This window comes from Pseudomonas kermanshahensis (assembly GCF_014269205.2).
Taxonomy (GTDB): Bacteria; Pseudomonadota; Gammaproteobacteria; order Pseudomonadales; family Pseudomonadaceae; genus Aquipseudomonas; species Aquipseudomonas kermanshahensis.
Window position 1 is genome coordinate 4,068,522 of record NZ_JABWRY020000001.1, and the last position, 22,574, is coordinate 4,091,095.

At 62.2% G+C, this 22,574-nt stretch carries 17 protein-coding genes and 4 tRNA genes; 2 read left to right on the forward strand and 19 right to left on the reverse strand.

What is annotated here, in order from left to right:
- Positions 1-2 precede the first annotated feature (2 nt).
- Positions 3-1,043, forward strand: coding sequence for an AraC family transcriptional regulator (locus tag HU764_RS18290; RefSeq protein ID WP_027596716.1), 1,041 nt, complete (start codon positions 3-5; stop codon positions 1,041-1,043).
- 230 nt (positions 1,044-1,273) lie between these two features.
- Here HU764_RS18290 and HU764_RS18295 read toward each other — a convergent pair whose 3' ends face one another.
- From HU764_RS18295 to HU764_RS18370, 16 genes are all read right to left on the reverse strand, one after another.
- Positions 1,274-2,107, reverse strand: coding sequence for a DUF2242 domain-containing protein (locus HU764_RS18295; protein WP_186682042.1), 834 nt, complete (start codon positions 2,105-2,107; stop codon positions 1,274-1,276).
- Between the two features lie 189 nt (positions 2,108-2,296).
- Positions 2,297-2,373 (reverse strand) — tRNA-Asp (locus HU764_RS18300).
- Positions 2,374-2,513: 140 nt separating this feature from the next.
- Positions 2,514-2,590 (reverse strand) — tRNA-Asp (locus HU764_RS18305).
- A gap of 101 nt (positions 2,591-2,691) precedes the next feature.
- Positions 2,692-2,768, reverse strand: a tRNA-Asp gene (locus tag HU764_RS18310).
- Between the two features lie 92 nt (positions 2,769-2,860).
- A tRNA-Val gene (locus tag HU764_RS18315) sits at positions 2,861-2,936 on the reverse strand.
- A gap of 321 nt (positions 2,937-3,257) precedes the next feature.
- Positions 3,258-4,031 carry an SDR family oxidoreductase gene (locus HU764_RS18320; RefSeq protein WP_186703642.1) on the reverse strand — a complete coding sequence of 258 codons (774 nt, stop codon included), beginning with the start codon at positions 4,029-4,031 and terminating at the stop codon, positions 3,258-3,260.
- Complete coding sequence (locus tag HU764_RS18325; RefSeq protein WP_085273675.1) at positions 4,028-5,239, reverse strand: O-succinylhomoserine sulfhydrylase; 1,212 nt, start codon at positions 5,237-5,239, stop codon at positions 4,028-4,030. The genes HU764_RS18320 and HU764_RS18325 overlap by 4 nt, the downstream gene beginning before the upstream one ends.
- Before the next feature lie 15 nt (positions 5,240-5,254).
- Entirely contained in the window at positions 5,255-6,760 is a 1,506-nt protein-coding gene (purF, locus tag HU764_RS18330) for an amidophosphoribosyltransferase (RefSeq protein WP_027596720.1), read from the reverse strand.
- Positions 6,761-6,802: 42 nt separating this feature from the next.
- Positions 6,803-7,360, reverse strand: coding sequence for a CvpA family protein (locus HU764_RS18335; RefSeq protein ID WP_012313468.1), 558 nt, complete (start codon positions 7,358-7,360; stop codon positions 6,803-6,805).
- A 148-nt stretch (positions 7,361-7,508) separates the two neighbouring features.
- The gene (locus HU764_RS18340; RefSeq protein WP_186703643.1) at positions 7,509-8,168 is read right to left on the reverse strand and encodes an SPOR domain-containing protein; all 660 of its coding nucleotides are present in this window, start codon (positions 8,166-8,168) and stop codon (positions 7,509-7,511) included.
- A 4-nt stretch (positions 8,169-8,172) separates the two neighbouring features.
- Positions 8,173-9,459 carry a bifunctional tetrahydrofolate synthase/dihydrofolate synthase gene (gene folC / locus HU764_RS18345; RefSeq protein WP_186703644.1) on the reverse strand — a complete coding sequence of 429 codons (1,287 nt, stop codon included), beginning with the start codon at positions 9,457-9,459 and terminating at the stop codon, positions 8,173-8,175.
- On the reverse strand, positions 9,459-10,352 hold the full coding sequence (gene accD / locus HU764_RS18350) for an acetyl-CoA carboxylase, carboxyltransferase subunit beta (protein ID WP_027596723.1): 894 nt from the start codon (positions 10,350-10,352) through the stop codon (positions 9,459-9,461). The genes folC and accD overlap by 1 nt, the downstream gene beginning before the upstream one ends.
- Before the next feature lie 218 nt (positions 10,353-10,570).
- Positions 10,571-11,191, reverse strand: coding sequence for a phosphoribosylanthranilate isomerase (locus tag HU764_RS18355; protein ID WP_099453328.1), 621 nt, complete (start codon positions 11,189-11,191; stop codon positions 10,571-10,573).
- A gap of 59 nt (positions 11,192-11,250) precedes the next feature.
- A complete protein-coding gene (truA, locus tag HU764_RS18360) occupies positions 11,251-12,108 on the reverse strand; it encodes a tRNA pseudouridine(38-40) synthase TruA (RefSeq protein WP_099453327.1) in 858 nt (285 codons plus the stop codon).
- Between the two features lie 110 nt (positions 12,109-12,218).
- On the reverse strand, positions 12,219-14,909 hold the full coding sequence (locus tag HU764_RS18365; protein WP_186703645.1) for a motility hub landmark protein FimV: 2,691 nt from the start codon (positions 14,907-14,909) through the stop codon (positions 12,219-12,221).
- A 70-nt stretch (positions 14,910-14,979) separates the two neighbouring features.
- Positions 14,980-15,984 carry an aspartate-semialdehyde dehydrogenase gene (locus tag HU764_RS18370; protein ID WP_186703646.1) on the reverse strand — a complete coding sequence of 335 codons (1,005 nt, stop codon included), beginning with the start codon at positions 15,982-15,984 and terminating at the stop codon, positions 14,980-14,982.
- Positions 15,985-16,193: 209 nt separating this feature from the next.
- Between HU764_RS18370 and HU764_RS18375 the strand changes: the two genes are divergently transcribed.
- Positions 16,194-19,268 carry a TagA domain-containing protein gene (locus HU764_RS18375; protein WP_186703647.1) on the forward strand — a complete coding sequence of 1,025 codons (3,075 nt, stop codon included), beginning with the start codon at positions 16,194-16,196 and terminating at the stop codon, positions 19,266-19,268.
- A 111-nt stretch (positions 19,269-19,379) separates the two neighbouring features.
- Here HU764_RS18375 and asd read toward each other — a convergent pair whose 3' ends face one another.
- The 3 genes from asd to HU764_RS18390 all read right to left on the reverse strand — a co-directional run bounded on the left by asd (position 19,380) and on the right by HU764_RS18390 (position 22,457).
- Positions 19,380-20,492 (reverse strand): aspartate-semialdehyde dehydrogenase, encoded by a 1,113-nt coding sequence (gene asd / locus HU764_RS18380; protein ID WP_186682032.1) that lies wholly within the window; start codon positions 20,490-20,492, stop codon positions 19,380-19,382.
- Positions 20,493-20,555: 63 nt separating this feature from the next.
- Positions 20,556-21,638 carry a 3-isopropylmalate dehydrogenase gene (leuB, locus tag HU764_RS18385; protein WP_186682030.1) on the reverse strand — a complete coding sequence of 361 codons (1,083 nt, stop codon included), beginning with the start codon at positions 21,636-21,638 and terminating at the stop codon, positions 20,556-20,558.
- A 54-nt stretch (positions 21,639-21,692) separates the two neighbouring features.
- On the reverse strand, positions 21,693-22,457 hold the full coding sequence (locus HU764_RS18390) for a class I SAM-dependent methyltransferase (protein ID WP_186682028.1): 765 nt from the start codon (positions 22,455-22,457) through the stop codon (positions 21,693-21,695).
- Between the last annotated feature and the right edge of the window lie 117 nt (positions 22,458-22,574).

Below are 22,574 nucleotides of genomic sequence, written 5' to 3' on the forward strand. Positions count from 1 at the left end.
CCGTGGCCCGCCCCCGCGTGCGCCTGGGTGATCTGTCGGTAGGGTTTGTCCAGCCACTGGCCGAGGCATTGCGCGTGCTGGGCCACGACCCTGCGCCCCTGCTGCAACGCTATGGCCTGGATGCGGCACGCCTGGCCGAAGCCGGAGCACGCCTGTCGATCCCGCGTTACATGCACCTTGGGCATGCCGCCATCGCGCTGTGCGCCGAGCCGGCCTTGGGCCTGCACATGGGCCGCCTCAGCCGTCTGGCGCATGCAGGCCTTGCGGGCATCACCGCAGCCCAGGCGCCCACCGTGGGCGAAGCGGCGCGCACCTTGTTGCGCTTCGAGCCGCTGTACGCTGCCAACTACCGGGGCCACTCGCGCTTCCAGGAAGATGCCCAAGGCGCCTGGCTGCGTTTTTATTCCATCAGCCCCTACAACACCTACAACCGCTTCGTGGTCGACTCCCTGCTCGCCGGCTGGCTGGCGCAACTGGGCGACCTGGCGGGGACTGTGCTGCAGGCCGAACGGCTTGAAATCGAATTTGCTGCGCCTCCCTATGCCGCCCAGTATCAGGCGCTGTGCAGCACCCCGGTGCAATTCGGCGCCGACGGCAATCAACTGCGCCTGAGCCGCGCCACCCTGCAGATGGCCAACCCGCAGCACTGCCCGAGCACCTGGCAGCACCTGCTGCAGCTTTGCGAAGCGGAGTTGCAACAGCGCACGCGGGTGCGCAGCCTCGGTGAACGCATCACGCACCTGCTCGGCCCGCTGCTCAATGGCGGCCGCGAACCGGACCTGGACGAAGTGGCGTTGAGCCTGCAACTGCCGACCTGGACATTGCGGCGCAAGCTGGCCGAAGAAGGAACGCGTTTTCGCGACGTGTTGAACGAGACACGGCGCGACCTGGCCGAAACCTACATCCGTGACACGGAGCTGGCTTTCGGCGAAATCGCTTATCTGTTGGGGTTTGCTTCGGCAGAGGCTTTCCAGCGCGCATTCAAGCGCTGGACCGGCCTCACGCCGGGGGAGTTTCGCCGCAGTCAGCGGCAGGCCGGCTAAAGCTCGGTGGCGTCGTCGGCGGGTTCCGGGGTGTCCAGTTCGTATGCCTGGAACTCGAGCAGCTCTTCCTGATATTCATCCATTGCCCTGCGTCCTCTTTTCTCATTTGTCTTCGTAGATGTCGCCTTCAACCTAAGCAGGTTGGGTGAAGGAATGATGACAAGCTCATGAGAAGTAAACGTAGCAGGAATCGACGGCGTTATCGCCGCCTGTCTGTAACAGGGAATGTGTCAGAGCGCCGCGGGTACGGGCTCTGCAGGCTGTGTCTCCTGTTGCACCTGGATAGGCGCAGGTTCGGCGGGCGGCGCTACAGGCTGTGACCCCTGGCTGTCATTTGCCGCTGGCGCTGCTGGCACTTCGCTGGCGGGGGCAATGGCGGCAGGAGGCGCTGGGGTGGGTTCAGCCGCGGGCGTTACAGGAGCGGCCACAGGCGCTGCAGCCGCCTGCTCCGGCAACCCCAGGTCGACCGCTGGTTTTTCAACCTTGGGGGCGGGCGCCTCAGGCTCGACTTTGGCCTTAGCCTTACTGGCTTTTTTCGGCTTCGGCAGATAGCTCTCTACCAGTGCGAAGTAACGGTCGTAGAACTGCGCCGCCGTCACCGTCTCACTGGCGACCTTGACCATCGAGTCATCACTGGAGCCTATCGGCATGGACACAGAACCCAGCACGCCCACGCCAAGGCTGGCGGAAGTGTTGGATTTCTTCAGGCTGTAGCGGTCCTGCAGGGCGTTGGCGAACATGGTCGAGCGCTGCTCGTCGCTCACGTCGGGTGCGCAGGTAACGTTGAAGCTGATCTGAAGGTGGTTTTCGCTGTTCTGCTGAAAGCTCTTGTTGCCGGTCACCTGGTTGGCACCGCTGCTGGTAATGATGTAACCCTGGCTGAGCAAGGCGCGGCGAGCGGCCTCGCAGGAGCCGGCATCGGTCACCGGGAAGCTGCGCGAGAAGGTGCCCGAGTCATCGAAGTTCTCATGTTCGTAGATGGCAGCTTTTTTTGAGGAACAACCGGTCACGCCCGCCAGCACCAGGGCCAGCCCGAGCGCACCAAAGACGGATGATCTGGTCATTGCGAATTCCGGGTAAGTCGAGAAGGTGCCTATTGTGCATCACTGCGCACGGGCACTGAAACCGTTCATCCGTGAAGAGTCTGTCAGCTTCGTGTAAATGTGGGCTGGCGGGGCGTGAAAACGAAAAAAGCGACCCTAAGGTCGCTTTTCACGTTGCTTCGAGGCGTTCAAGGGGCCTCGAGGCGAAGATGGCGCAGCGGACGGGACTCGAACCCGCGACCCCCGGCGTGACAGGCCGGTATTCTAACCGACTGAACTACCGCTGCGTATCGCTTGGGCTTGCGCCCAGTTGAAACCTGTTGCCTGCTTACCGGCCAAGGGCACAGTGAAGTCAGGCACAAAAAAAGCGACACGTTGATCGCTCTTTTTGTTGCTTCGAAGCGTTCAAGGGGCTTCGAAGCTAAGATGGCGCAGCGGACGGGACTCGAACCCGCGACCCCCGGCGTGACAGGCCGGTATTCTAACCGACTGAACTACCGCTGCGTATCGTTCAGGCTTGCGCCCGATTGAAACTGGGATCGACCTCAGGCATATTTGCCTTTCGATCTCAGACCGGTGCAAGGCACCCATCTGTTACTAAAAAGTGGCGCAGCGGACGGGACTCGAACCCGCGACCCCCGGCGTGACAGGCCGGTATTCTAACCGACTGAACTACCGCTGCGCATAGTGACTTACGTCGTGGCTTATCAGGCCTTGTTCCTCTCTGGCTATCTGCTTCTTTCGAAGCTTCCTGCACCAGGAACGCTCAGGAAGTGGTGGGTGATGACGGGATCGAACCGCCGACCCTCTGCTTGTAAGGCAGATGCTCTCCCGGCTGAGCTAATCACCCCCGCGATGTTGCTTGTTGCGTTTGCTTCGCTGAGGCCGCGAAATTTACGCAGGTACCGATGCTAAGTCAATACCCCCATTGAATTTTTTTTCAAAAAGGGCAAAAAAGAGGTTTGCCGGTGTGAGGCCAACGGATCAATGCTGCCTTCACTGTAGGAGCAGCCTTGTGCTGCGAAGAGGCCGATGAAAGCACCGATGATTCAGCATGAGCTCACTGCCCTCTTCGCAGCATAAGGCTACCCCTGCACCAAGCGGTCGCGCGATGAATAATCGCTGGAAACAAAAAGGGGACCTTTCGGTCCCCTTCTTAACATCTGACAGCTCAGGTGTAGATCATCTTGCGGGTCATGCCGCCATCGACCACGAACTCCTGGCCGGTGACGAAAGCCGCTTGGCGCGACAACAGCCAGGCCACCATGGCCGCCACGTCTTCCACCGTCCCTACCCTGCCCGTCGGGTGCTGGGCATGGTCGGCATCGGTCAACGGTTCGGCACGGCGCTGGGAAGGGTCTCGTGCATCGATCCAGCCCGGGCTCACCGCATTGACGCGGATCTCCGGGCCCAGGCTCATGGCCAGGGCATGGGTCAACGCAACCAGGCCGCCCTTGCTTGCCGCATAGGCTTCGGTGTCCGGTTCGGACTGCCGTGCCCGGGTCGAGGTCAGGTTGACGATCGCCCCGTTATGCGCACGCAGGTAAGGTGCGCAATGCTTGGCCAGCAGCATCGGGCCATTGAGGTTGACCGCCAGTACGCGGTTCCATTGCGCCAGGCTAAGGCTTTCCAGCGCCTGGTTGTGCGGGTTGGCGATCGCCGCATTGCACACCAGCGCGTCGAGCCGACCGAACTGCCCCAGTACCTCGGACACCCCGGCACTGACCTGCGCCTCGTCGGCAACGTCCATGGTGATGAACCAGGCGTTGTCACCCAACGCCTTGGCCACCTTGGCCCCGCGTGGGCGGTCAAGGTCGCTGAGCACCACCTGCCAGCCTTCGCAGATCAACCAGGCGGCAATCCCCAGGCCGATGCCGCGAGCGGCACCAGTCACCAAGGCTACCCGGCCGTTATGGCCTGGCTTACTGCCGCTGATTTCAATCACAGTGCCGCCAACCCACGCGCGAGGTCTGCCTGCAGGTCGGCCACATCTTCAAGGCCCACGGCGACGCGGACCAGGCTGTCGCGGATACCCGCTGCCTCACGTTCCTGCGGCGACAAGCGGCCGTGGGAGGTGGTGGCAGGGTGCGCGATGGTGGTCTTGCTGTCACCCAGGTTGGTGGTGATCGAGATGACCCGCGTGGCATCGATGAAGCGCCAGGCGCCCTCTTTGCCGCCCTTGACCTCGAAGCTGACCACCGCACCAAAGCCGCTCATCTGGCGCTTGGCCAGTTCGTGCTGCGGGTGGCTTGGCAGGCCGGCGTAATGCACTTTCTCGATGCCGTCCTGCTGCTCCAGCCACTCAGCCAGTTGCTGAGCGCTCTCGCAGTGCGCACGCATGCGTAGCTTGAGCGTTTCCAGGCCTTTGGTGAAGATCCACGCATTGAACGGGCTGAGGGTCGGGCCTGCTGTACGCAGGAAGCCCACCACTTCTTTCATCTGCTCACTGCGCCCAGCCACCACACCGCCCATGCAACGGCCTTGGCCATCGATGAACTTGGTTGCCGAGTGGAACACGATGTCGGCACCCAGCTTGAGCGGCTGCTGCAGTGCCGGGGTGCTGAAGCAGTTGTCCACCACCAGCATGGCGCCACGCGCGTGGGCGACTTCGCTGAGAGCAGTGATATCGACCAGCTCGGCCAGCGGGTTGGACGGCGACTCGACGATCAGCAGCTTGGTATTGGCCTTGATGGCCTTTTCCCAACCCGACAGGTCGACCAGCGGCACGTAGTCCACCTCGACGCCGAAGCGCTTGAAGTATTTCTCGAACAGGCTGATGGTCGAGCCAAATACGCTCTGCGACACCAGCACATGGTCACCGGCGCTGCACAGCGACATGACCACGGCAAGGATCGCCGCCATACCGGTGGACGTCGCCACTGCCTGCTCGGCGCCCTCCATGGCCGCCAGGCGTTCCTCGAAGGCACGCACAGTCGGGTTGGTGTAGCGCGAGTAGACGTTACCTGGCGTTTCGCCAGCAAAGCGTGCAGCCGCATCGGCAGCCGTACGGAAAACATAGCTGGAGGTCAGGAACAGCGCTTCGCTGTGCTCGGCCTCTGGTGTACGGTTTTGCCCGGCGCGCACCGCCAGGGTGTCGAAGCCGACACCCTCGAGGTCACTGTCCAGTCGTCCGGCATCCCATTGATCCGTCATGCCGTCGCTCCCTAATCAGTTGTTGTAGAGGTCGATGATCGCGCTGACCGCCTGGGTCTTCACCTTCGCCAGGTCGTTACGGGCCTGCTCGATACGATCAAGGTAGGCTGCGTCGATGTCGCCGGTGACGTATTCACCATTGAACACTGCGCAATCGAAGTGCTCGATCTTGATCTTGCCGCCACCGACCGATTCGATCAGGTCCGGCAGGTCCTGGTAAATCAGCCAGTCGGCGCCGATCAACTCGGCCACCTGTTCGGTGGTGCGGTTGTGGGCGATCAGTTCGTGAGCGCTCGGCATGTCGATGCCGTAGACGTTGGGGTAGCGCACCGCAGGGGCTGCGGAGCAGAAGTAGACGTTCTTGGCGCCGGCTTCGCGGGCCATCTGGATGATCTGCTTGCAGGTGGTGCCGCGCACGATCGAGTCGTCCACCAGCATCACGTTCTTGCCGCGGAATTCCAGCTCGATGGCGTTGAGCTTCTGGCGTACCGATTTCTTGCGCGCAGCCTGGCCGGGCATGATGAAGGTACGGCCGATGTAGCGGTTCTTGACGAAGCCTTCGCGGAACTTGACGCCCAGGTGGTTGGCCAGTTCCAGCGCCGCAGTGCGGCTGGTGTCCGGGATTGGGATGACCACGTCGATGTTGTGCTCAGGGCGTTCACGCTGGATCTTCTCGGCCAGCTTTTCGCCCATGCGCAGGCGCGCCTTGTACACCGAGACGCCATCCATGATCGAGTCCGGACGGGCGAGGTAGACGTGTTCGAAGATGCACGGCTGCAGTTTCGGGTTTTGTGCACACTGCTTGGTGTACAGCTGGCCTTCTTCGGTGATGTACACCGCTTCGCCCGGCGCCAGGTCGCGGATCAGGGTGAAGCCGAGCACGTCCAGGGCGACGCTTTCGGAGGCGATCATGTACTCCACACCTTCGTCGGTGTGACGCTGGCCGAACACCACCGGGCGAATACCGTTCGGGTCACGGAAACCGACGATGCCATAACCGGTGACCATGGCCACCACCGCATAACCACCTACGCAGCGGCTGTGCACGTGGGAAACCGCAGCGAACACGTCTTCTTCGGTCGGCTGCAGCTTGCCGCGTACGGCCAGCTCGTGGGCGAACACGTTCAGCAGCACTTCCGAGTCGGAATTGGTGTTGACGTGGCGCAGGTCGGACTCGTAGATCTCCTTGGCCAACTGCTCGACGTTGGTCAGGTTGCCGTTGTGCGCCAGGGTGATGCCGTACGGCGAGTTGACGTAGAACGGCTGGGCCTCGGCCGAGGTCGAGCTGCCCGCCGTTGGGTAGCGCACGTGGCCGATACCCATGTGGCCGACCAGCCGCTGCATGTGGCGCTGCTGGAAGACATCGCGCACCAGGCCATTATCCTTGCGCAGGAATAACCGGCCGTCATGGCTGGTCACGATACCGGCAGCGTCCTGGCCGCGGTGCTGGAGGACCGTAAGCGCGTCATACAGCGCCTGATTGACGTTCGACTTACCGACGATACCGACGATGCCACACATGCGACGCAACCCCTACTTTGACGAAACTTGAGTGAATAGCGCTCAGGGCTTTGCCGGCCCGAGCAACTGTTCCTTGAACGGGAGATCAGCCGGTGTGCTGATCACCCCACTGGACATCCACTGGCTGGTGAAACCCAGAATCAGGTTTTTCGACCAGTCAGCGACCAAGAGAAATTGTGGTATCAGGCGTGATTCCTGCCACCAAGTGTCTTGTTGAACCGGCCCCAGGCTAAGCAGCCCGATGGCCACTACCACCAGCAAGGCCCCGCGCGCGGCGCCGAAAGCCATGCCGAGGAAACGATCGGTACCCGACAGCCCGGTCACGCGGATCAGCTCGCCGACAAGGAAGTTGACCATGGCCCCCACCAGCAGGGTGGCGACGAAAAGAATGGCGCAGCCTGCGATGATGCGCATCGATGGCGTCTGGATGTAGCTTTCAAGATACACCGAGAGCGAGCCACCGAACATCCAGGCAACCGCACCGGCAATGATCCAGATGAGCAAGGACAAGGCTTCCTTGACGAAGCCGCGCTTGAGACTGATCAGTGTGGAGACGGCGATGATCGCGATGATCGCCCAATCAACCCAGGTAAATGCCACGGTGCTGCCTGCAGACGTTTGAGGCGGCGCATTTTACCAGAGCGGCGGGCTGGGGGTAAGCGGAATGTCGGGCCGATTAACAACTGCGCGATACTTGTAGGAGCGGCCTTGCGTCGCGAAAGGCCGCTCCTACAAAGAGGCAGCGCTATCAGCCGCGCTCGGGCTGGAAGCGCACCACAAAGCCTTTGAGGCTGTGCTTGCGGTTGATTGCATCACGTACGCGCTCAGCCTCGGCGCGCTCGATCAGTGGCCCGACATACACCCGGTTCATACCACCCGCCGAGCGGATGTAGGCGTTGTAGCCCTGGCTTCGCAACGTCTGCTGCAGGCTTTCAGCCCCGGCACGATTGGAAAGGCTGGCCAGCTGGATAGACCAACTGACCGGCAACCCATTCACGTCGATCTTAGACGGCGCTGCCGGCTTGGCGGCGGCAACGGCAGGCGCAGGGGTGGCGGCCGGTGTGGCTTCAACCTTGGGCGCTGGCGGCTTGGCAGCCTGGGCCTGCGTTTGCGTCTGCGGGGATGGCGTAATCGGCTGGCTAGGCGTGCTGGCTGGCGCGGTAGACTCGTCAACCACCACCGGTGGCTGCTGCGGCTCCTCTGCAAGCACCTGCGGCTCCGGCACGGCGACCGGCTCCACTTGCACCTCTGGCAGGCTCGGCATGGCCGGCGCCTGCGGGGCCTCGACACGCACCTGGCGCATCTCGTCCTCGCGGGTGAACAGCATCGGCAGGAAGATCACCGCCAGCGCCACCAGCACCAACGCACCTACCATGCGCTGTTTCATCCCTTTATCCAGCACTGCCATCTACTCAACCCTCCGGGGCCTGCCGCGCCAACCACTCCAGGGCCTGGGCGACACAGAAAAACGAACCGAACAGCAGGACCTGATCATCCGCCGTCGCCTGCGCGCATTGCCCTTCGAGGGCCGCGTCGACGCTGGCATAAGACTTCACTGCGGCGCCGAGGTTCGTCAAGGCGTCAGCCAGTTCTGCGGCCGGACGGCTGCGCGGCGTGTCCAGCGGTGCGACCGCCCAGTCGTCGACCAGCGCCTGCAAAGGCTCGACAACGCCCGGCAGGTCCTTGTCGGCCAGCAGGCCGAACACTGCCAGGCGGCGCCCCTTGACCGGCCTTACCGCCAGGCGCCGTGCCAGGTACGCCGCAGCATGCGGGTTATGGCCGACATCCAGCAACAGCTCCACACGCTTGCCCTGCCAGCGCGCTTCACGGCGATCGAGGCGACCGGTGATACGGGTATCGAGCAGCGCCTGGCGCAATTGACCGGCATCCCAGGGCAGGCCCATCAACAGGTAGGCCTGTAGGGCCAGGGTGGCGTTTTCCATGGGCAGGTCTAGCAACGGCAGATCGCGCAATGCTACCAGCGCACCTTCGGCCGTGGTCCCACGCCAGTGCCAGCTGTCGCCTGTGCTTTCCAGGTCGAAGTCACGCCCACGCAAGAACAACGGCGCCGCCAGCTCATGGGCCTTGTCCAGCAAGGGCTGCGGCGGGTCAAGGTCGCCACACAGCGCCGGCTTGCCAGCGCGGAAGATGCCGGCCTTTTCGAAAGCGACAAGCTCACGCGTATCACCCAGGTAATCGACATGGTCGACGCCGATGCTGGTCACCAGCGCCAGGTCGGCATCCACCACGTTCACGGTGTCCAGACGGCCACCGAGCCCCACTTCGAGCACCACGGCATCCAGCTTGGACTGGTAGAACAACCAGAACGCCGCCAGGGTGCCCATCTCGAAATAGGTCAGGGAAATGTCGCCTCGCGCCGCCTCGACGGCGGCGAAGGCTTCGCACAGGCGCTCATCACTGGCCTCTTGGCCATCGATGAGCACCCGCTCGTTGTAACGCAACAGGTGTGGCGAGCTGTACACGCCCACCTTGAGCCCCTGGGCACGCAGCATCGCGGCGACGAAGGCGCAGGTGGAACCCTTGCCATTGGTGCCGGTGACGGTCACCACGCGCGGCGCCAACTTGCCCAGCGCCAGGCGGGCAAGCACGTTCTGCGAACGCTCCAGCCCCATGTCGATGGCCGAAGGGTGCAACTGCTCGAGGTAGGCGAGCCATTCGCCCAGGGATCGTTGTTTCATCACGCGACCGCAGCCGCCTCACGTGCCTGCTCCGGGGTTTCCTGGCCGGTCATCTGCGCCAGCAGACGGGCCAGGCGCGGGCGCAGTTCGCCACGGGAGATGATCAGGTCGATAGCGCCGTGTTCCAGCAGGAACTCGCTGCGCTGGAAGCCTTCTGGCAGCTTCTCGCGTACGGTCTGCTCGATCACGCGCGGGCCGGCAAAGCCGATCAGTGCCTTGGGCTCGCCGACGATGACGTCGCCCAGCATCGCCAGGCTGGCGGAAACGCCGCCGTAGACCGGGTCGGTCAGCACGGAGATGAACGGAATGCCTTCTTCACGCAGGCGCGCCAGCACAGCCGAGGTCTTGGCCATCTGCATCAGCGAGATCAGCGCTTCCTGCATACGTGCGCCACCGGAGGCCGAGAAACAGACCATTGGGCAGCGGTTTTCCAAGGCGTAGTTGGCGGCGCGAACGAAACGCTCACCGACGATGGCACCCATGGAGCCGCCCATGAAGGAGAATTCGAACGCGCTGACCACGATCGGCATGCCCATCAGGGTACCGCTCATGGAGATCAGCGCGTCTTTTTCGCCGGTCTGCTTCTGCGCACCGGTGAGGCGGTCCTTGTACTTCTTGCCATCGCGGAATTTCAGGCGGTCGACCGGCTCCAGCTCGGCGCCCAGCTCAGCACGGCCTTCGGCGTCGAGGAAGATGTCGATACGCGCACGTGCGCCGATGCGCATGTGGTGGTTGCACTTAGGGCAGACATCAAGGGTCTTTTCCAGCTCCGGACGATACAGCACGGCCTCGCAAGCCGGGCACTTGTGCCACAGGCCTTCAGGCACCGAGCTCTTCTTCACCTCGGAACGCATGATCGAAGGGATCAGTTTGTCGACTAACCAGTTGCTCATGCTTTCTTTCTCCAGTATCGGCGGGCGGGGGCCGGCGTAACCGGCCTGCCCTGCCCTTGAGCTCAAAATCTTTTATGAAACGATGATGGAACGGCCGCCGGGGCTTCCGACGCGCCGCGCCACCGTTAATGTGTTGTTCGCCCACCGTATCGGCGGGCGCCCCGCAGGGGCTGCGATAGCTATGGACGATGGTGCGCCGCCAACCGTCACATCCACCGTCACGCCTGTTTCACCGCACGCATGAAGGCTTCGATCTTTGCCGCATCCTTGATGCCCTTGGCCTGCTCCACCCCGCCGCTGACATCCACCGCATAAGGCCTGACCTGGGCAATGGCCCGGCCGACATTCTGCGCGTCCAGGCCACCGGCCAGGATGATCGGCTTGCTCAGGCGCGCCGGCACCAGCGACCAGTCAAAGGCTTCACCCGTGCCCCCGGGCACGCCGGGCACATAGGTGTCCAGCAAGATACCGCGGGCGCCAGCATAAAGCCGGCAGGCCGCTTCCAGATCATCACCCGGACGCACGCGCAGGGCCTTGATCCAGGGGCGATGGAAGCCTTCACAGTCTTGCGGGGTTTCGTCGCCGTGGAACTGTAGCAGGTCCAGGGGAACCACTTCGAGGATCTCGTTCAGCTCGCAACGCGAGGCGTTGACGAACAACCCGACGGTGGTCACGAACGGCGGCAGCTCGGCAATGATCGCGCGCGCCTGGCGCACGTCCACGGCACGCGGGCTCTTGGCGTAGAAGACGAAGCCGATGGCATCGGCCCCCGCCTCGGCGGCAGCCAGCGCGTCTTCGATGCGGGTAATCCCGCAGATCTTGCTGCGAACGTTGCTCATGGACTGCGAACCCTGCTGTTTCGGTGAAGGCCGGATGTTAGCAAAAGGCTTTTGGCCCGTCAGTCTGCCAATGCCTCGTAGCCGGTCAAAAAGTGTGGGCCGATGTAACGCTGGGGCAATTGAAAGGCTTCGGGGTATTCCACTTGCACCAGGTACAAACCGTACGGGTGTGCCGTCACCCCACCCTCGCGGCGGTTGCGCCCTTCCAGTACTTCCCGCGCCCAGGTGGCGGGCCGCTCACCCGCGCCGATGGTCATCAACACACCGGCGATGTTACGCACCATGTGGTGCAGGAACGCCGTGGCGCGCACGTCCAGCACGATCATCTGGCCATGGCGGGTGACGCGCAGGTGATGGATGTGTTTGATCGGCGACTTGGCTTGGCACTGGCTGGCGCGGAAGGCGCTGAAGTCATGGGTACCGAGCAGGAACTCGGCGGCTTCGGCCATGCGCTCGACATCCAGCGGGCGGTGGTTCCAGGTCACCTCCTCGGCCAGGTGCGCGGGGCGGATCGGGTCGTTGTAGATGACGTAGCGGTAACGCCGGGCGGTGGCCTTGAAGCGGGCATGGAAGTCCGCCGGCATCGGGCGCGACCAGACCACACTGATGTCGTGGGGCAGGTTGAAATTGGTGCCCAGGGTCCAGGCGCGCTCATCGCGGATGGCGCGCGTGTCGAAGTGCACGATTTGCCCGCAACCGTGAACCCCGGCATCAGTACGCCCGGCACAGATCACGGAAATCGGCTCGTTCGCGACTTTCGACAACGCCTGCTCGAGGGCTTGCTGGACGCTGGGCACGCCGCTGGCCTGGCGCTGCCAGCCGCGGTAGCGCGAGCCCTTGTATTCCACGCCCAGGGCGATGCGGGAGTAGCCTTCAGCCGCAGATTCGGCGGTGGTGTCGATGATGTCCAAAAGCATGAAACCTGTGGTGATTACGCAATGGCGGGATTATAACGACAACGGCAGCCCTGTTGGGCTGCCGTTGGGGGTGGTTACATCTGTTTAGCCGCGAGACCTCAGAACGGGGCTCAGACCAACCGAGACAACAGGTCCTCGGCTTCCTGACGCTGCGTCCCGTCGCCGTCCTTGACGACTTCATCGAGGATGTCACGGGCGCCCTGGTGGTCGCCCATGTCGATGTAGGCGCGCGCCAGGTCGAGCTTGGTGGCGACTTCATCACTGCCAGAGAAGAAGTCGAAGTCCAAGTCGTCCAGCGGCTCGGGCTCGGGCTGCTCAACGGCGTCTTCAGCGGTGAAGTGCGGTTCCAGCGAAGGCGACTCGAGGTTCTGGGACAGCTTGTCCAGCTCCGCGTTGACGTCATCCAGCTCCGAAGCAAAGCTCTTGGCAGCCGGCGAGTCATCCTCCAGCGACAGCGAAAGGTCGAAGTCCGACGGCAGGTCCAGTTCGGTGGTCGGGTCAAACGCCGGCACGCTGTCGAAGGCTGCCAGCTCGTCGGCAACGTCTACCGGCGTCTGTTCGGCGACAGCCGGGGCTACGGGCTCGCTGACGTCGAGGTCGAAATCATCCAGATCGGCAACGGGCTGCGGCTCGGCCTGCGCCAGCATCGCCTCGAAATCAGCATCGGCATCGGCTGCGACGTCTGTTACAGCGTCAGCTTGCAGCTCAGTCTCTACGGCAGCGGGCTGTTCCTCTACCTGCACTTCGTCCAGCACTGGCTCGTCGAGCAGCGGCGCTGCCAACGGGTCTTCCTCGGGCAGGTCTTCACCCAGACTCAGGTCGAAGTCACTGTCCAGATCCGACGCATCAAGCGCTGGAACTTCGCTGATGGCCTCGACCTCAGGCTCAACGATGTCGTCCAGCGCTTGCTCTGCGACGAAATCGGGCTCCGACAGCACCTCTGGCTCGGCCTCTGACGCGCCCTCGGGCACGATGTCTTCAACCACCGGCGCCTCAGGCTGGTCCTGCAGCAGGCCCTGCACGTACTGCTCATCCATCTCGGCAGCCAACGCTGCCGCACCCAAACCGGCGGCGGCCAGCCCCAGCATGGCTGGGAAACGGCCTTTGAGTTCGTCAACCTGAGCAACATTCTGCTCAGTCGCTGGCAGCACACGCTCCTGCTCGACGAACGCACTGTGATCACCCTGACGGGCATACACTTCCATCAGTTTCAGGCGCAGTACGTCACGCTCAGGCGCTGCGGCAAGGGCCGTCTCAAGCAGCTCGGCGGCATGGTTCAGGCGGCCGCTTTGCAGGCTTTGCTCGACTTCCGCCAACAGGGCGGCCGTCGTGTCTGGCTGCGGCGCTGGCTCGGCGAGCGCGACCGCGGGCTTTTCTGCAGCAGTGGCGGCAGCAGCAGACGCCGCGACCACCGCTGGCGACAGCGTTACGCTCGGCGCAGAGACCTCCAGGCCTTCAAAGCTGTCGGCATCGATATCCAGGCCCGCACCCTGCTCTTCCTCAGCCAAGGCCCGCGCCATGCGCAGGTGTTTCTCGGCTTCTTCCTGGGCCTTGCGCTTGCGCATCAACAGCACCAGCAGCAGCAACAGCACGAGGAACGCAGACCCTGCAATCAGCCACAGCAGCAACGGGTTGCCAAGCACGCCGTCAGCGCGCGGCTGGGCGTCAGGCACACTGGCCGGCGCAGTATCGACGGCCGCCGGTGCAGGTTTTACGTCCGGCTCGGCGTTAGCTGCCGGATTGGCCGGCGCAGGCTCGCCTGGCAGCGCAGCGGCGACTGGCGCCTCACCTGCTGCGCCCTGGGCTTCAAGCCGGGCCAACTGGTCGTTTTTCAGTGCGATCAGACGCTGCAGCTTGTCCAGTTGGCTCTGCAGGTCCGCCATGCGGCTCTTGAGCTCATCGTTGTCACGACGGCTGGTATCGAGGCTTTCCTGGGCCACGGCCAGTTTGTCGTTCAGGCCTTTGGCCGGCGCAGCACCTGCCTGGTTGCCGGGGCTGACCAGGCGCAGGTTGTCACCCTGGGCAATGCGCTCTGGCGCGGCCTCGGCGGCACCGCGGCGGGTGGCGTCGAGCTGACGGGCACGCGGCCCCAGGCGCCGGCCTTCACGCCAGGCCGCATACTGCTCGGCCACGTCGCGAACCGCCTCGCCCTGAGCAATGGCCTGGATTTGTTGCTGGTCGGGCAGGCGCAGTACCTGGCCCACCTTCAACTGGTTGATGTTGTTGCCAATGAAGGCGTCCGGGTTCAGCGCCTGGATCGCAATCATGGTCTGCTGAATCGAGCCGCCCTGGCTGTTGCGCGCAGCAATCTGCCACAGGGTGTCGCGGCGCTGAGTGGTGTAGCTGCTGGCACCCGTCACTGCGGGTGCAACATTGCCTGGCGCAGGCTGCTTGCCCTGGGCCTTGGCCTGGTCGAGCAGGACGCTGTAGTCACGCAGCAGTCGCCCCTGCGGCCACATCACCTGCACCAGAAACTTGACCACAGACCCCGGCAGCGGCTGGCTGGAGGTGACGCGCAGCACGCTCTTGCCGTTGGGGTTGATCACCGGCGTGAATGTCAGGTCTTCGAGGTAAGTCGCAAAGGTTACCCCCGCCTTGCTGAACTCTTCCGGCGGCGCCAGGCTGGGCGCCACTTCGGCGGCAGTGAGGTCGCGCACGTCGAGCAATTCGATCTCGGCGTCCAGCGGCTGATTCTGTGCCGACTTGAGGGTCAGCTCCCCCAAGCCCAACGCATTGGCCATGCCCGACGACAGCGCCGAGGCAGCCGCCATGGCCAGAACCAGTTTGCGAATTCGAAGCATGACCTCTTCCCTTGTATGAATCGTCCCGAAACCTGCATGCAGAGCAGGACAAAAGTGCTCGCAGTATCTTTTACAGCCTGTGTTTAATCAACAATTGCGCCACTTGCACAGCATTGAGCGCGGCGCCTTTGCGCAGGTTGTCGGTGGTCAGCCAGAGGTTGAGCTGCTGGTCGTCATCGACACCATGGCGTACACGTCCAACATAGACCACGTCTTGGCCCACTGCGTCACCTACCGGCGTCGGATAATCGTCTCGCTCGACCAGCTCGACGCTGTCGGCACTCTCCAACGCAGCATTGACTGCCACCAGGTCTACCGGTTTACGGCTTTGCACCGCCACACTGAAGCTATCGCCGAAAAACACCGGGACTTGAATGCAGGTCACGGAAATCTTCAGCTCGGGCTGCCCCAGCAACTCGCGCAGCTCGCTGACAAGACGCCGCTCAAGGCCAGCATGGCCTTGTTCGTCAACCGCACCCACCTGGGCCAGCAGGTTGAACGCCACCTGGCGGTCGAAGAAGCGCGGCTCCAACGGGCGAGCATTGAGCAGCTCGGCGGTTTGACGGGCCAGTTCGTTGACCGCTTCGCGGCCTTGGGCAGAGACCGCCAGGTTGGCCATGACCTGCACCCGTTCGATGTCCAGCAGGCCTTTCAGTGGTGCCAGCGCGACAGCCAGGGCAACGGCTGCAGAGCCAGGGCTGGCCAAGCGCGCAGGCAGCTTAAGGTTGGCGATGCTGTCAGCATTGGCTTCCGGCACCACGGCGAGGGCGTCGTCAAGGCCGCCGGACAGGTCGATGACCGTGCAGCCCGCCTGCTGGGCTTTGTTGGCGAAACTGCGGCTGACGGCAGGGCTGGCAGCGAAGAAGGCCAGCTTGACCTGGGCGAAATCGAAACTGTCGACTTCACGCACCTTGATCGTTTTGCCTGCGAACATCACGCTGCTGCCCGCCGACTCCATGCTGGCCAGCAGGTGCAGGGTCGCGACCGGAAATGCCAGCTCTTCGAGGATCTGTACGAGGGTTTCACCGACGCTACCGGTGGCGCCGACGACGGCGATGTCCAGAGGTTGGGTCATGGAGGGGATCCTTTTGCTGAAACGGCGGGGGGCGGCACTTTACTCGGATTATGGAACAACGAACACCCTCAATACGCCAGCCCCTCTGCGACCGACAGTCGAACATCAGGCCGGTGAGAACGACAGGCGCTACCTGACATTTTTGCCAGTTTCGGGATTTCTCGATCGCCACCACTCTCGCATGACGTCTGTTCATCAAGGGACACGTTATGCGCCCACTACTGGTAACAACACTTTTGTCCTGTTTGGCCACTAGCGCCTGCGCACCTCAGGATTACGACCCGACTAACTTCGCGGATGCGCCGAGGAATGATCTGCAGGGCACTCTGGGGGGGCAGGTAGATTTTGCCCAAACGCATGTGGTAGCGGCGACTCGCAGAATCTTCGACCCTTTTCTGGTGCCGCACAAAGCGGCCTTGGTCCTGTTCAGGCCCAACAAGCCCGTCACTGACGTTGAGATGATCATAACGCGGCAGGGCCGCACCACCACCGTACGCATGGATCGCCCGGAAGCGCTTCCAGGCACTGCGGTATATGACCAGACGGACACCTTCTCTGGAAAGACCATTGAAGGCAGCTACCCGAAGTTCAGGGAAAACACGTTCACCTATCAGATACCCTGGAACCTGTTCACCGCTGATGCACGCATCAGTTTTCAGCAAGCTGGCAACCCGAACAATAAAGGCTCACTACCCACCTACAAATTCGTGTTCATGACCCCTGAAAGCGAGGGGCTGACGCTGATGAACATCAAGGGCTGCATCTTCAAGGATAAGTCGACGTGCAGGGATACCCTCGAACAGTTCGACGGTGAGTACAACCCCACTGCCGCGCGTATTGCAGCACGGGAAATGCTCTCCGAACTGCCCACTCAACGCCTTCACCTAGGGACCGGCAAAGCCTACTGGCCACGCATCATTGCCATGGGCCCCGACCAAAAGCCGCATGTTTACGACAAAACGAATGGCATGGAGTGGGCTGCGTTCGGCGACAAGACGTTACCGGCCAAAGTGGGCATGGGCCACTACTGGCGCGCGGCTTCGAACCTGGGCGACAAGAAAGCGGGATACCCTGTGGCCATTACGGGGCAATTGCTTGACACGCCAAACGGCATGCCTCCATTGCCGCCAGGCGTAGCCGCCAGCTGTGGAGGTAACAGCTGTAATTACCCTTACTTCCCCGATGGCTTCTGGCATGAAACAGGCCACGCCTTTGGCCTCCCCCACGATACACCCCCACGCTACGAAGACTGGTCGTATAGGGCGTATGACAATGTCTTTCTGCCACACACACATCCTGACCCACACCGCTACAGTCTCCCGGTAGACTATTTGGGCTTGCACTACTTCGGCCAGGTTGTTGGATCACTCTCCGCCCCTCCTTGGGCTTCCGGTCCCGCTTCGGCGCCCTTGTTTGACGAGTTCGAAAAACTGGGCCTGAAATCGACAGAAGGCGCCAGTTGGAAGCGCTATATTTCTCCCTATAACCACCAGCAGACGCTGCGTGTACAACAGCGCTTCGGACGGCTGCCGGACGGCGCAAAGTACGCTGATGTGTTTGACGACCACCGCCCGCCGGCCATTGGCGTCACTGCGGTTGCCGCCAAGGAAGACAAAGGCCTTGCGGTGACTGCCCCCTCTCACGGCCTCCCTGACTCAGGCATTCAGCAACCTGCCGCCCTACCGTCGTTGCTTTCGCCCGAATCAAATCAAGTCCCTATTGAAACTGCAGTGCCGGTACATACCTTGGTGGCGACCTTTTCAGACCCGTCCCACAACCGGGACGGCATCAACCAAATCTATCCGGCCATTTTGAGCAACTATGGGAATGTCTTCAGGCCTGCACAGTTATCTGCCAGTTCTGCGACCCGCCCACAGCGCAGCGCGAGCTATTCCGTATTGATGACGACAACCTCGCAATGCCTCGCCTCGGAGAACGACCTGCTGGTATTGAAAGCTTGCGATGACGAATCGGCTCAATTAACCATAGACACCGTACCCCCTAATAACGCAGCGGAAGCGCCACTCGCGCCGATTGTCATCGTGCGTAACAGGGAGGGAAAATGCCTGGAATTCAATTTTCACTTTCGCAGTTGCGTCAACGCCGAACGACAAGTTCGCTGGCGCGGCCGCATAGACCTCACGAATCATTCTCGCCTGCTGAAGCTGCAAGAAAGCAACACAGGCAAATTCATTACCCCCACTGGCCCCCGCGACCTGGACTTGCTCCCCAATAGCAGCGATAACGAATTGCAACATTTCATGCCAGGCGACGATCACAACCCGCACAGTTATCGGGTCGATATTCATTACGCCAGCGGCGCCATCGAAACACACCCACTCTACGCCGGCCCCATCGCGAAAGACACGTTGAAAACGGCCGTTTTCAATGTCAACTCCCAGCGTAAACCTGTCAAAGCGGTGCTCAAGGTGGATAACGCCGTCGTTTATGAGCGACAGCTGGAAGATAACCGCCTTCCCCTGGTCATTAGCATGGGGGCTGAGCACGGCGAGCAGATAAATCAGGTCTGGGAGCCGCTATATCTGTATTCAAAAGAACGAAACGCCTGCCTAACAGCCACTGATCAAGGTTTGAAACTTGCGACCTGCAATGCGGACGCAATTTGGCGCCTCCCACCCAAGAATGTGTTCCCCCATCAGTTCGACGCATACGAGCCAGTCGACCTCTCGGGCCGTTGCATCAACGCCCGTTTAGCAACTGGCGAATGCCATTTCCCGCGCAAAGATACCGTTTGGTGGACACGCCAAGACCTGACCCAGACCCCGTCTGACATCTATCTACAGGAACTGACTACCGGAAAGTTCATCACCGCCAGCCAAAGTAACAGCACCCCAGTGCTTGCCCCGCTGACCTACAGCCCAGGCCAACGTTTCCAGAAACAAGCGCTAGTGAAGCTCACAGTGGTGCATAAAAATCGCTGCATGATAACTTCGGGCGAAACAGTAGCAATGTCGACCTGCGAGCCCAATCCCCTGAAAAGTTGGTACTGGATCAGCACGACCAACATACCAGGTGAAGGTAACGAGATCGCACTTATGAACGGCGCAGGTCAATGCCTGAACGACGAGTTGAAGCTTCAGGGGTGCGCGCAACCGCGTGCGGACAGACTCACCTGGTTAATGCTACGCGCGCAGCTCTACACGATTCGACTTCAGAACAAGAAGACTGGTCAATTCCTGGATGTAGGGCAGGATGGTACGGTTTCGCTTAAACCCTTGGGGGGTGACTCTCAGTTCTTTAGCTACGGACCTGACCAGCCGTGATTGCAGCTGACAAACCGCTCGATAGCGCATGAGCTGCCCATCGCCAACGCTGTGCAAAAAAAAGCCCTGCAAGGCCAACGCCTTGCAGGGCTTCGAACGCTCAAACCCGGCTCAACGTTCCAGCAGAATCCGCAGCATGCGGCGCAGCGGCTCGGCAGCGCCCCACAGCAGCTGGTCGCCAACGGTGAACGCGCCCAGGTACTGGGAACCCATGTTCAGCTTGCGCAGGCGACCTACCGGAATGTTCAGGGTACCGGTGACATTGGTCGGGCTCAGTTCCTGCATGCTGATCTCGCGCTGGTTCGGCACCAGCTTCACCCACGGGTTGTGCTGGCTGATCATGCCTTCGATATCGGCCAGCGGCACGTCCTTGTTCAGCTTGATGGTCAGCGCCTGGCTGTGGCAGCGCATGGCGCCGATGCGCACGCAAATGCCATCGACCGGGATCGGGCTCTTGAAGCGGCCGAGGATCTTGTTGGTTTCGGCCTGGGCCTTCCACTCTTCGCGGCTCTGGCCGTTCGGCAGTTCCTTGTCGATCCACGGGATCAGGCTGCCAGCCAGCGGCACGCCGAAGTTCTCGGTCGGGTAGGCTTCGCTGCGCATGGCCTCGGCGACCTTGCGGTCGATGTCGAGAATGGCGCTGGCCGGGTTGGCCAGGTCATCGGCCACAGCCGCGTGAGTAGCGCCCATCTGCTTGATCAGCTCACGCATGTTCTGCGCGCCGGCACCGGAGGCCGCCTGATAGGTCATGGCGCTCATCCACTCGACCAGGCCAGCTTCGAACAGGCCACCCAGGCCCATCAGCATCAGGCTGACGGTGCAGTTGCCGCCGATGTAGTTCTTGGTACCGGCGTCGAGCTGCTGGTCAATCACCTTGCGGTTGACTGGGTCGAGCACGATCACTGCATCGTCCTGCATGCGCAGCGACGAGGCGGCATCGATCCAGTAACCCTGCCAGCCCGACTCACGCAGCTTGGGGAAGACCTCGTTGGTGTAGTCGCCGCCCTGACAGGTCAGGATCACGTCGAGGGTCTTGAGTTCTTCAATCGAATAAGCGTCCTTGAGCGGAGCAATATCCTTGCCCACGTTCGGGCCTTGGCCACCGACATTGGAGGTGGTGAAGAACACCGGCTCGATAAGGTCGAAATCCTGCTCCTCCAGCATCCGCTGCATGAGCACGGAACCGACCATACCGCGCCAACCGATCAGACCTACACGTTTCATCGCAACTACACCTTTGCTAAAAGTGGGCCGCCACCGACCAAAAACGGTGGCGGGCCAGAGAGATTACAGATTCCGCAGCGCTGCGACTACTGCGTCGCCCATTTCCTGCGTGCCTACTTTGTCGCAGCCGGCCGACCAGATGTCACCGGTGCGCAGCCCTTTGTCCAGCACCAGGCTGACCGCCTGCTCGATGGCCTCTGCGGCAGCGTGCTGGTTGAAGCTGTAACGCAGCATCATCGACACCGACAGAATGGTCGCCAGCGGGTTGGCGATGCCCTGCCCGGCGATGTCCGGCGCCGAGCCATGGCACGGCTCGTACATGCCCTTGTTGTTGGCATCCAGCGACGCCGACGGCAGCATGCCGATGGAACCGGTCAGCATGGAAGCTTCATCCGACAGGATGTCACCGAACATGTTGTCGGTCACTACCACGTCGAACTGCTTGGGCGCGCGCACCAGCTGCATGGCGGCGTTGTCCACGTACATGTGGCTCAGCTCGACATCCGGGTAATCCTTGGCTACGTCTTCGACCACTTCGCGCCACAATTGGCTGGAGGCCAGAACGTTGGCCTTGTCCACCGAACACAGCTTCTTGCCGCGCACGCGGGCCATGTCGAAGCCGACGCGGGCAATACGGCGCACTTCGCTTTCGCTGTAGGGCAGCGTGTCATAAGCCTGGCGCTCGCCGCCTTCGAGTTCACGCTGGCCACGTGGCGCGCCGAAATAAATGCCACCGGTCAGTTCGCGAACGATGAGGATATCCAGGCCCGAGACGATTTCCGGCTTGAGCGACGAGGCATCGGCCAGTTGCGGGTAGAGGATGGCCGGGCGCAGGTTGGCGAACAGGCCCAGTTGCGAACGGATTTTCAGCAGGCCGCGCTCAGGGCGGATGTCACGCTCGATCTTGTCCCATTTCGGGCCGCCCACAGCGCCCAGCAACACGGCATCGGCTTGGCGCGCACGTTCCAGGGTCTCATCAGCCAGCGGTACGCCGTGCTTGTCGATGGCCGCGCCACCAATCACGTCGTGGGCCAGGCTGAAGCCGAGCTGGAACTTGTCGTTGGCCAGCTCCAGCACCTTCACCGCCTCGGCCATGATTTCCGGGCCAATGCCATCACCTGGGAGAATCAGAATCTGCTTGCTCATGCTTTCCTCTATCCATTCAAGCGGTGCGGCCAGCTCGGCCACACCGAAAAAAACTCAGCGCTCAGCCCACAGTACCAGCACATCGGTGCTGAACGAGCCGTCGGCTTCAATCTGGTAATACTGCCGCACTTCCTCGCCCATGGCTTGCTGCAATTGGCGTATGGCCACACGCATCGGTTCGGGGGTACGCATACGCTCGACCCAGGTGCCAAACTCCAGGCGCAGCGGCTGGCGGGTGTGGCTGCGCACATGCAGGCCGGCTTCGCTAACCTGGCGTTGCCATTCGGCGACGGAATAGTCGCGCACGTGGCTGGTGTCGCGCAGCACCTCAACGGTTTGCAGGTAGGTGTCGAGCAACGGGCTGCCCGGCGACATGACATCGATGAAGGCCGCCACACCGCCCGGTTTCAGCACGCGGCGCACTTCGCGCAGGGCCAGGCCCAGGTCGCTCCAGTGGTGTGCCGAGTAGCGGCTGAAAACGAAGTCGAATGAGGCGTCGGCGAACGGCAGGCGTTCGGCGGCGCCGCGTTGCGTGATGATATTGCCCAGGCCACGGTCGGCGGCGGCACTGGCCACCACGTCGAGCATGGACTGCGACAGGTCGTAAGCGACCACTTCGGTGACAAGGGGCGCAACGTGGAAACTGACATGACCGGCACCGCAGCCCAGGTCCAGCACGCGAGCCTCGGCCTGGCCGGCCAGCGCGGCTTGCAGCAGGGCGAACTCGGTGCCCTGGGCGTGCACGGCGCTGCTGAGGTAGGCGTTGGCCTGCTCGCCGAACTGGCGTTGGACCACGTCGGTGTGGGTGGTGCTGGTCATGTATAAATCCTTTTGGTTTCTTGTTGCCTTTACCGGCCTTTTCGCGGGTGAACCCGCTCCCACAGGTACTGCACAAGACTTGAGGCAGAGGAGTTTCTGTGGGAGCGGGCTTGCCCC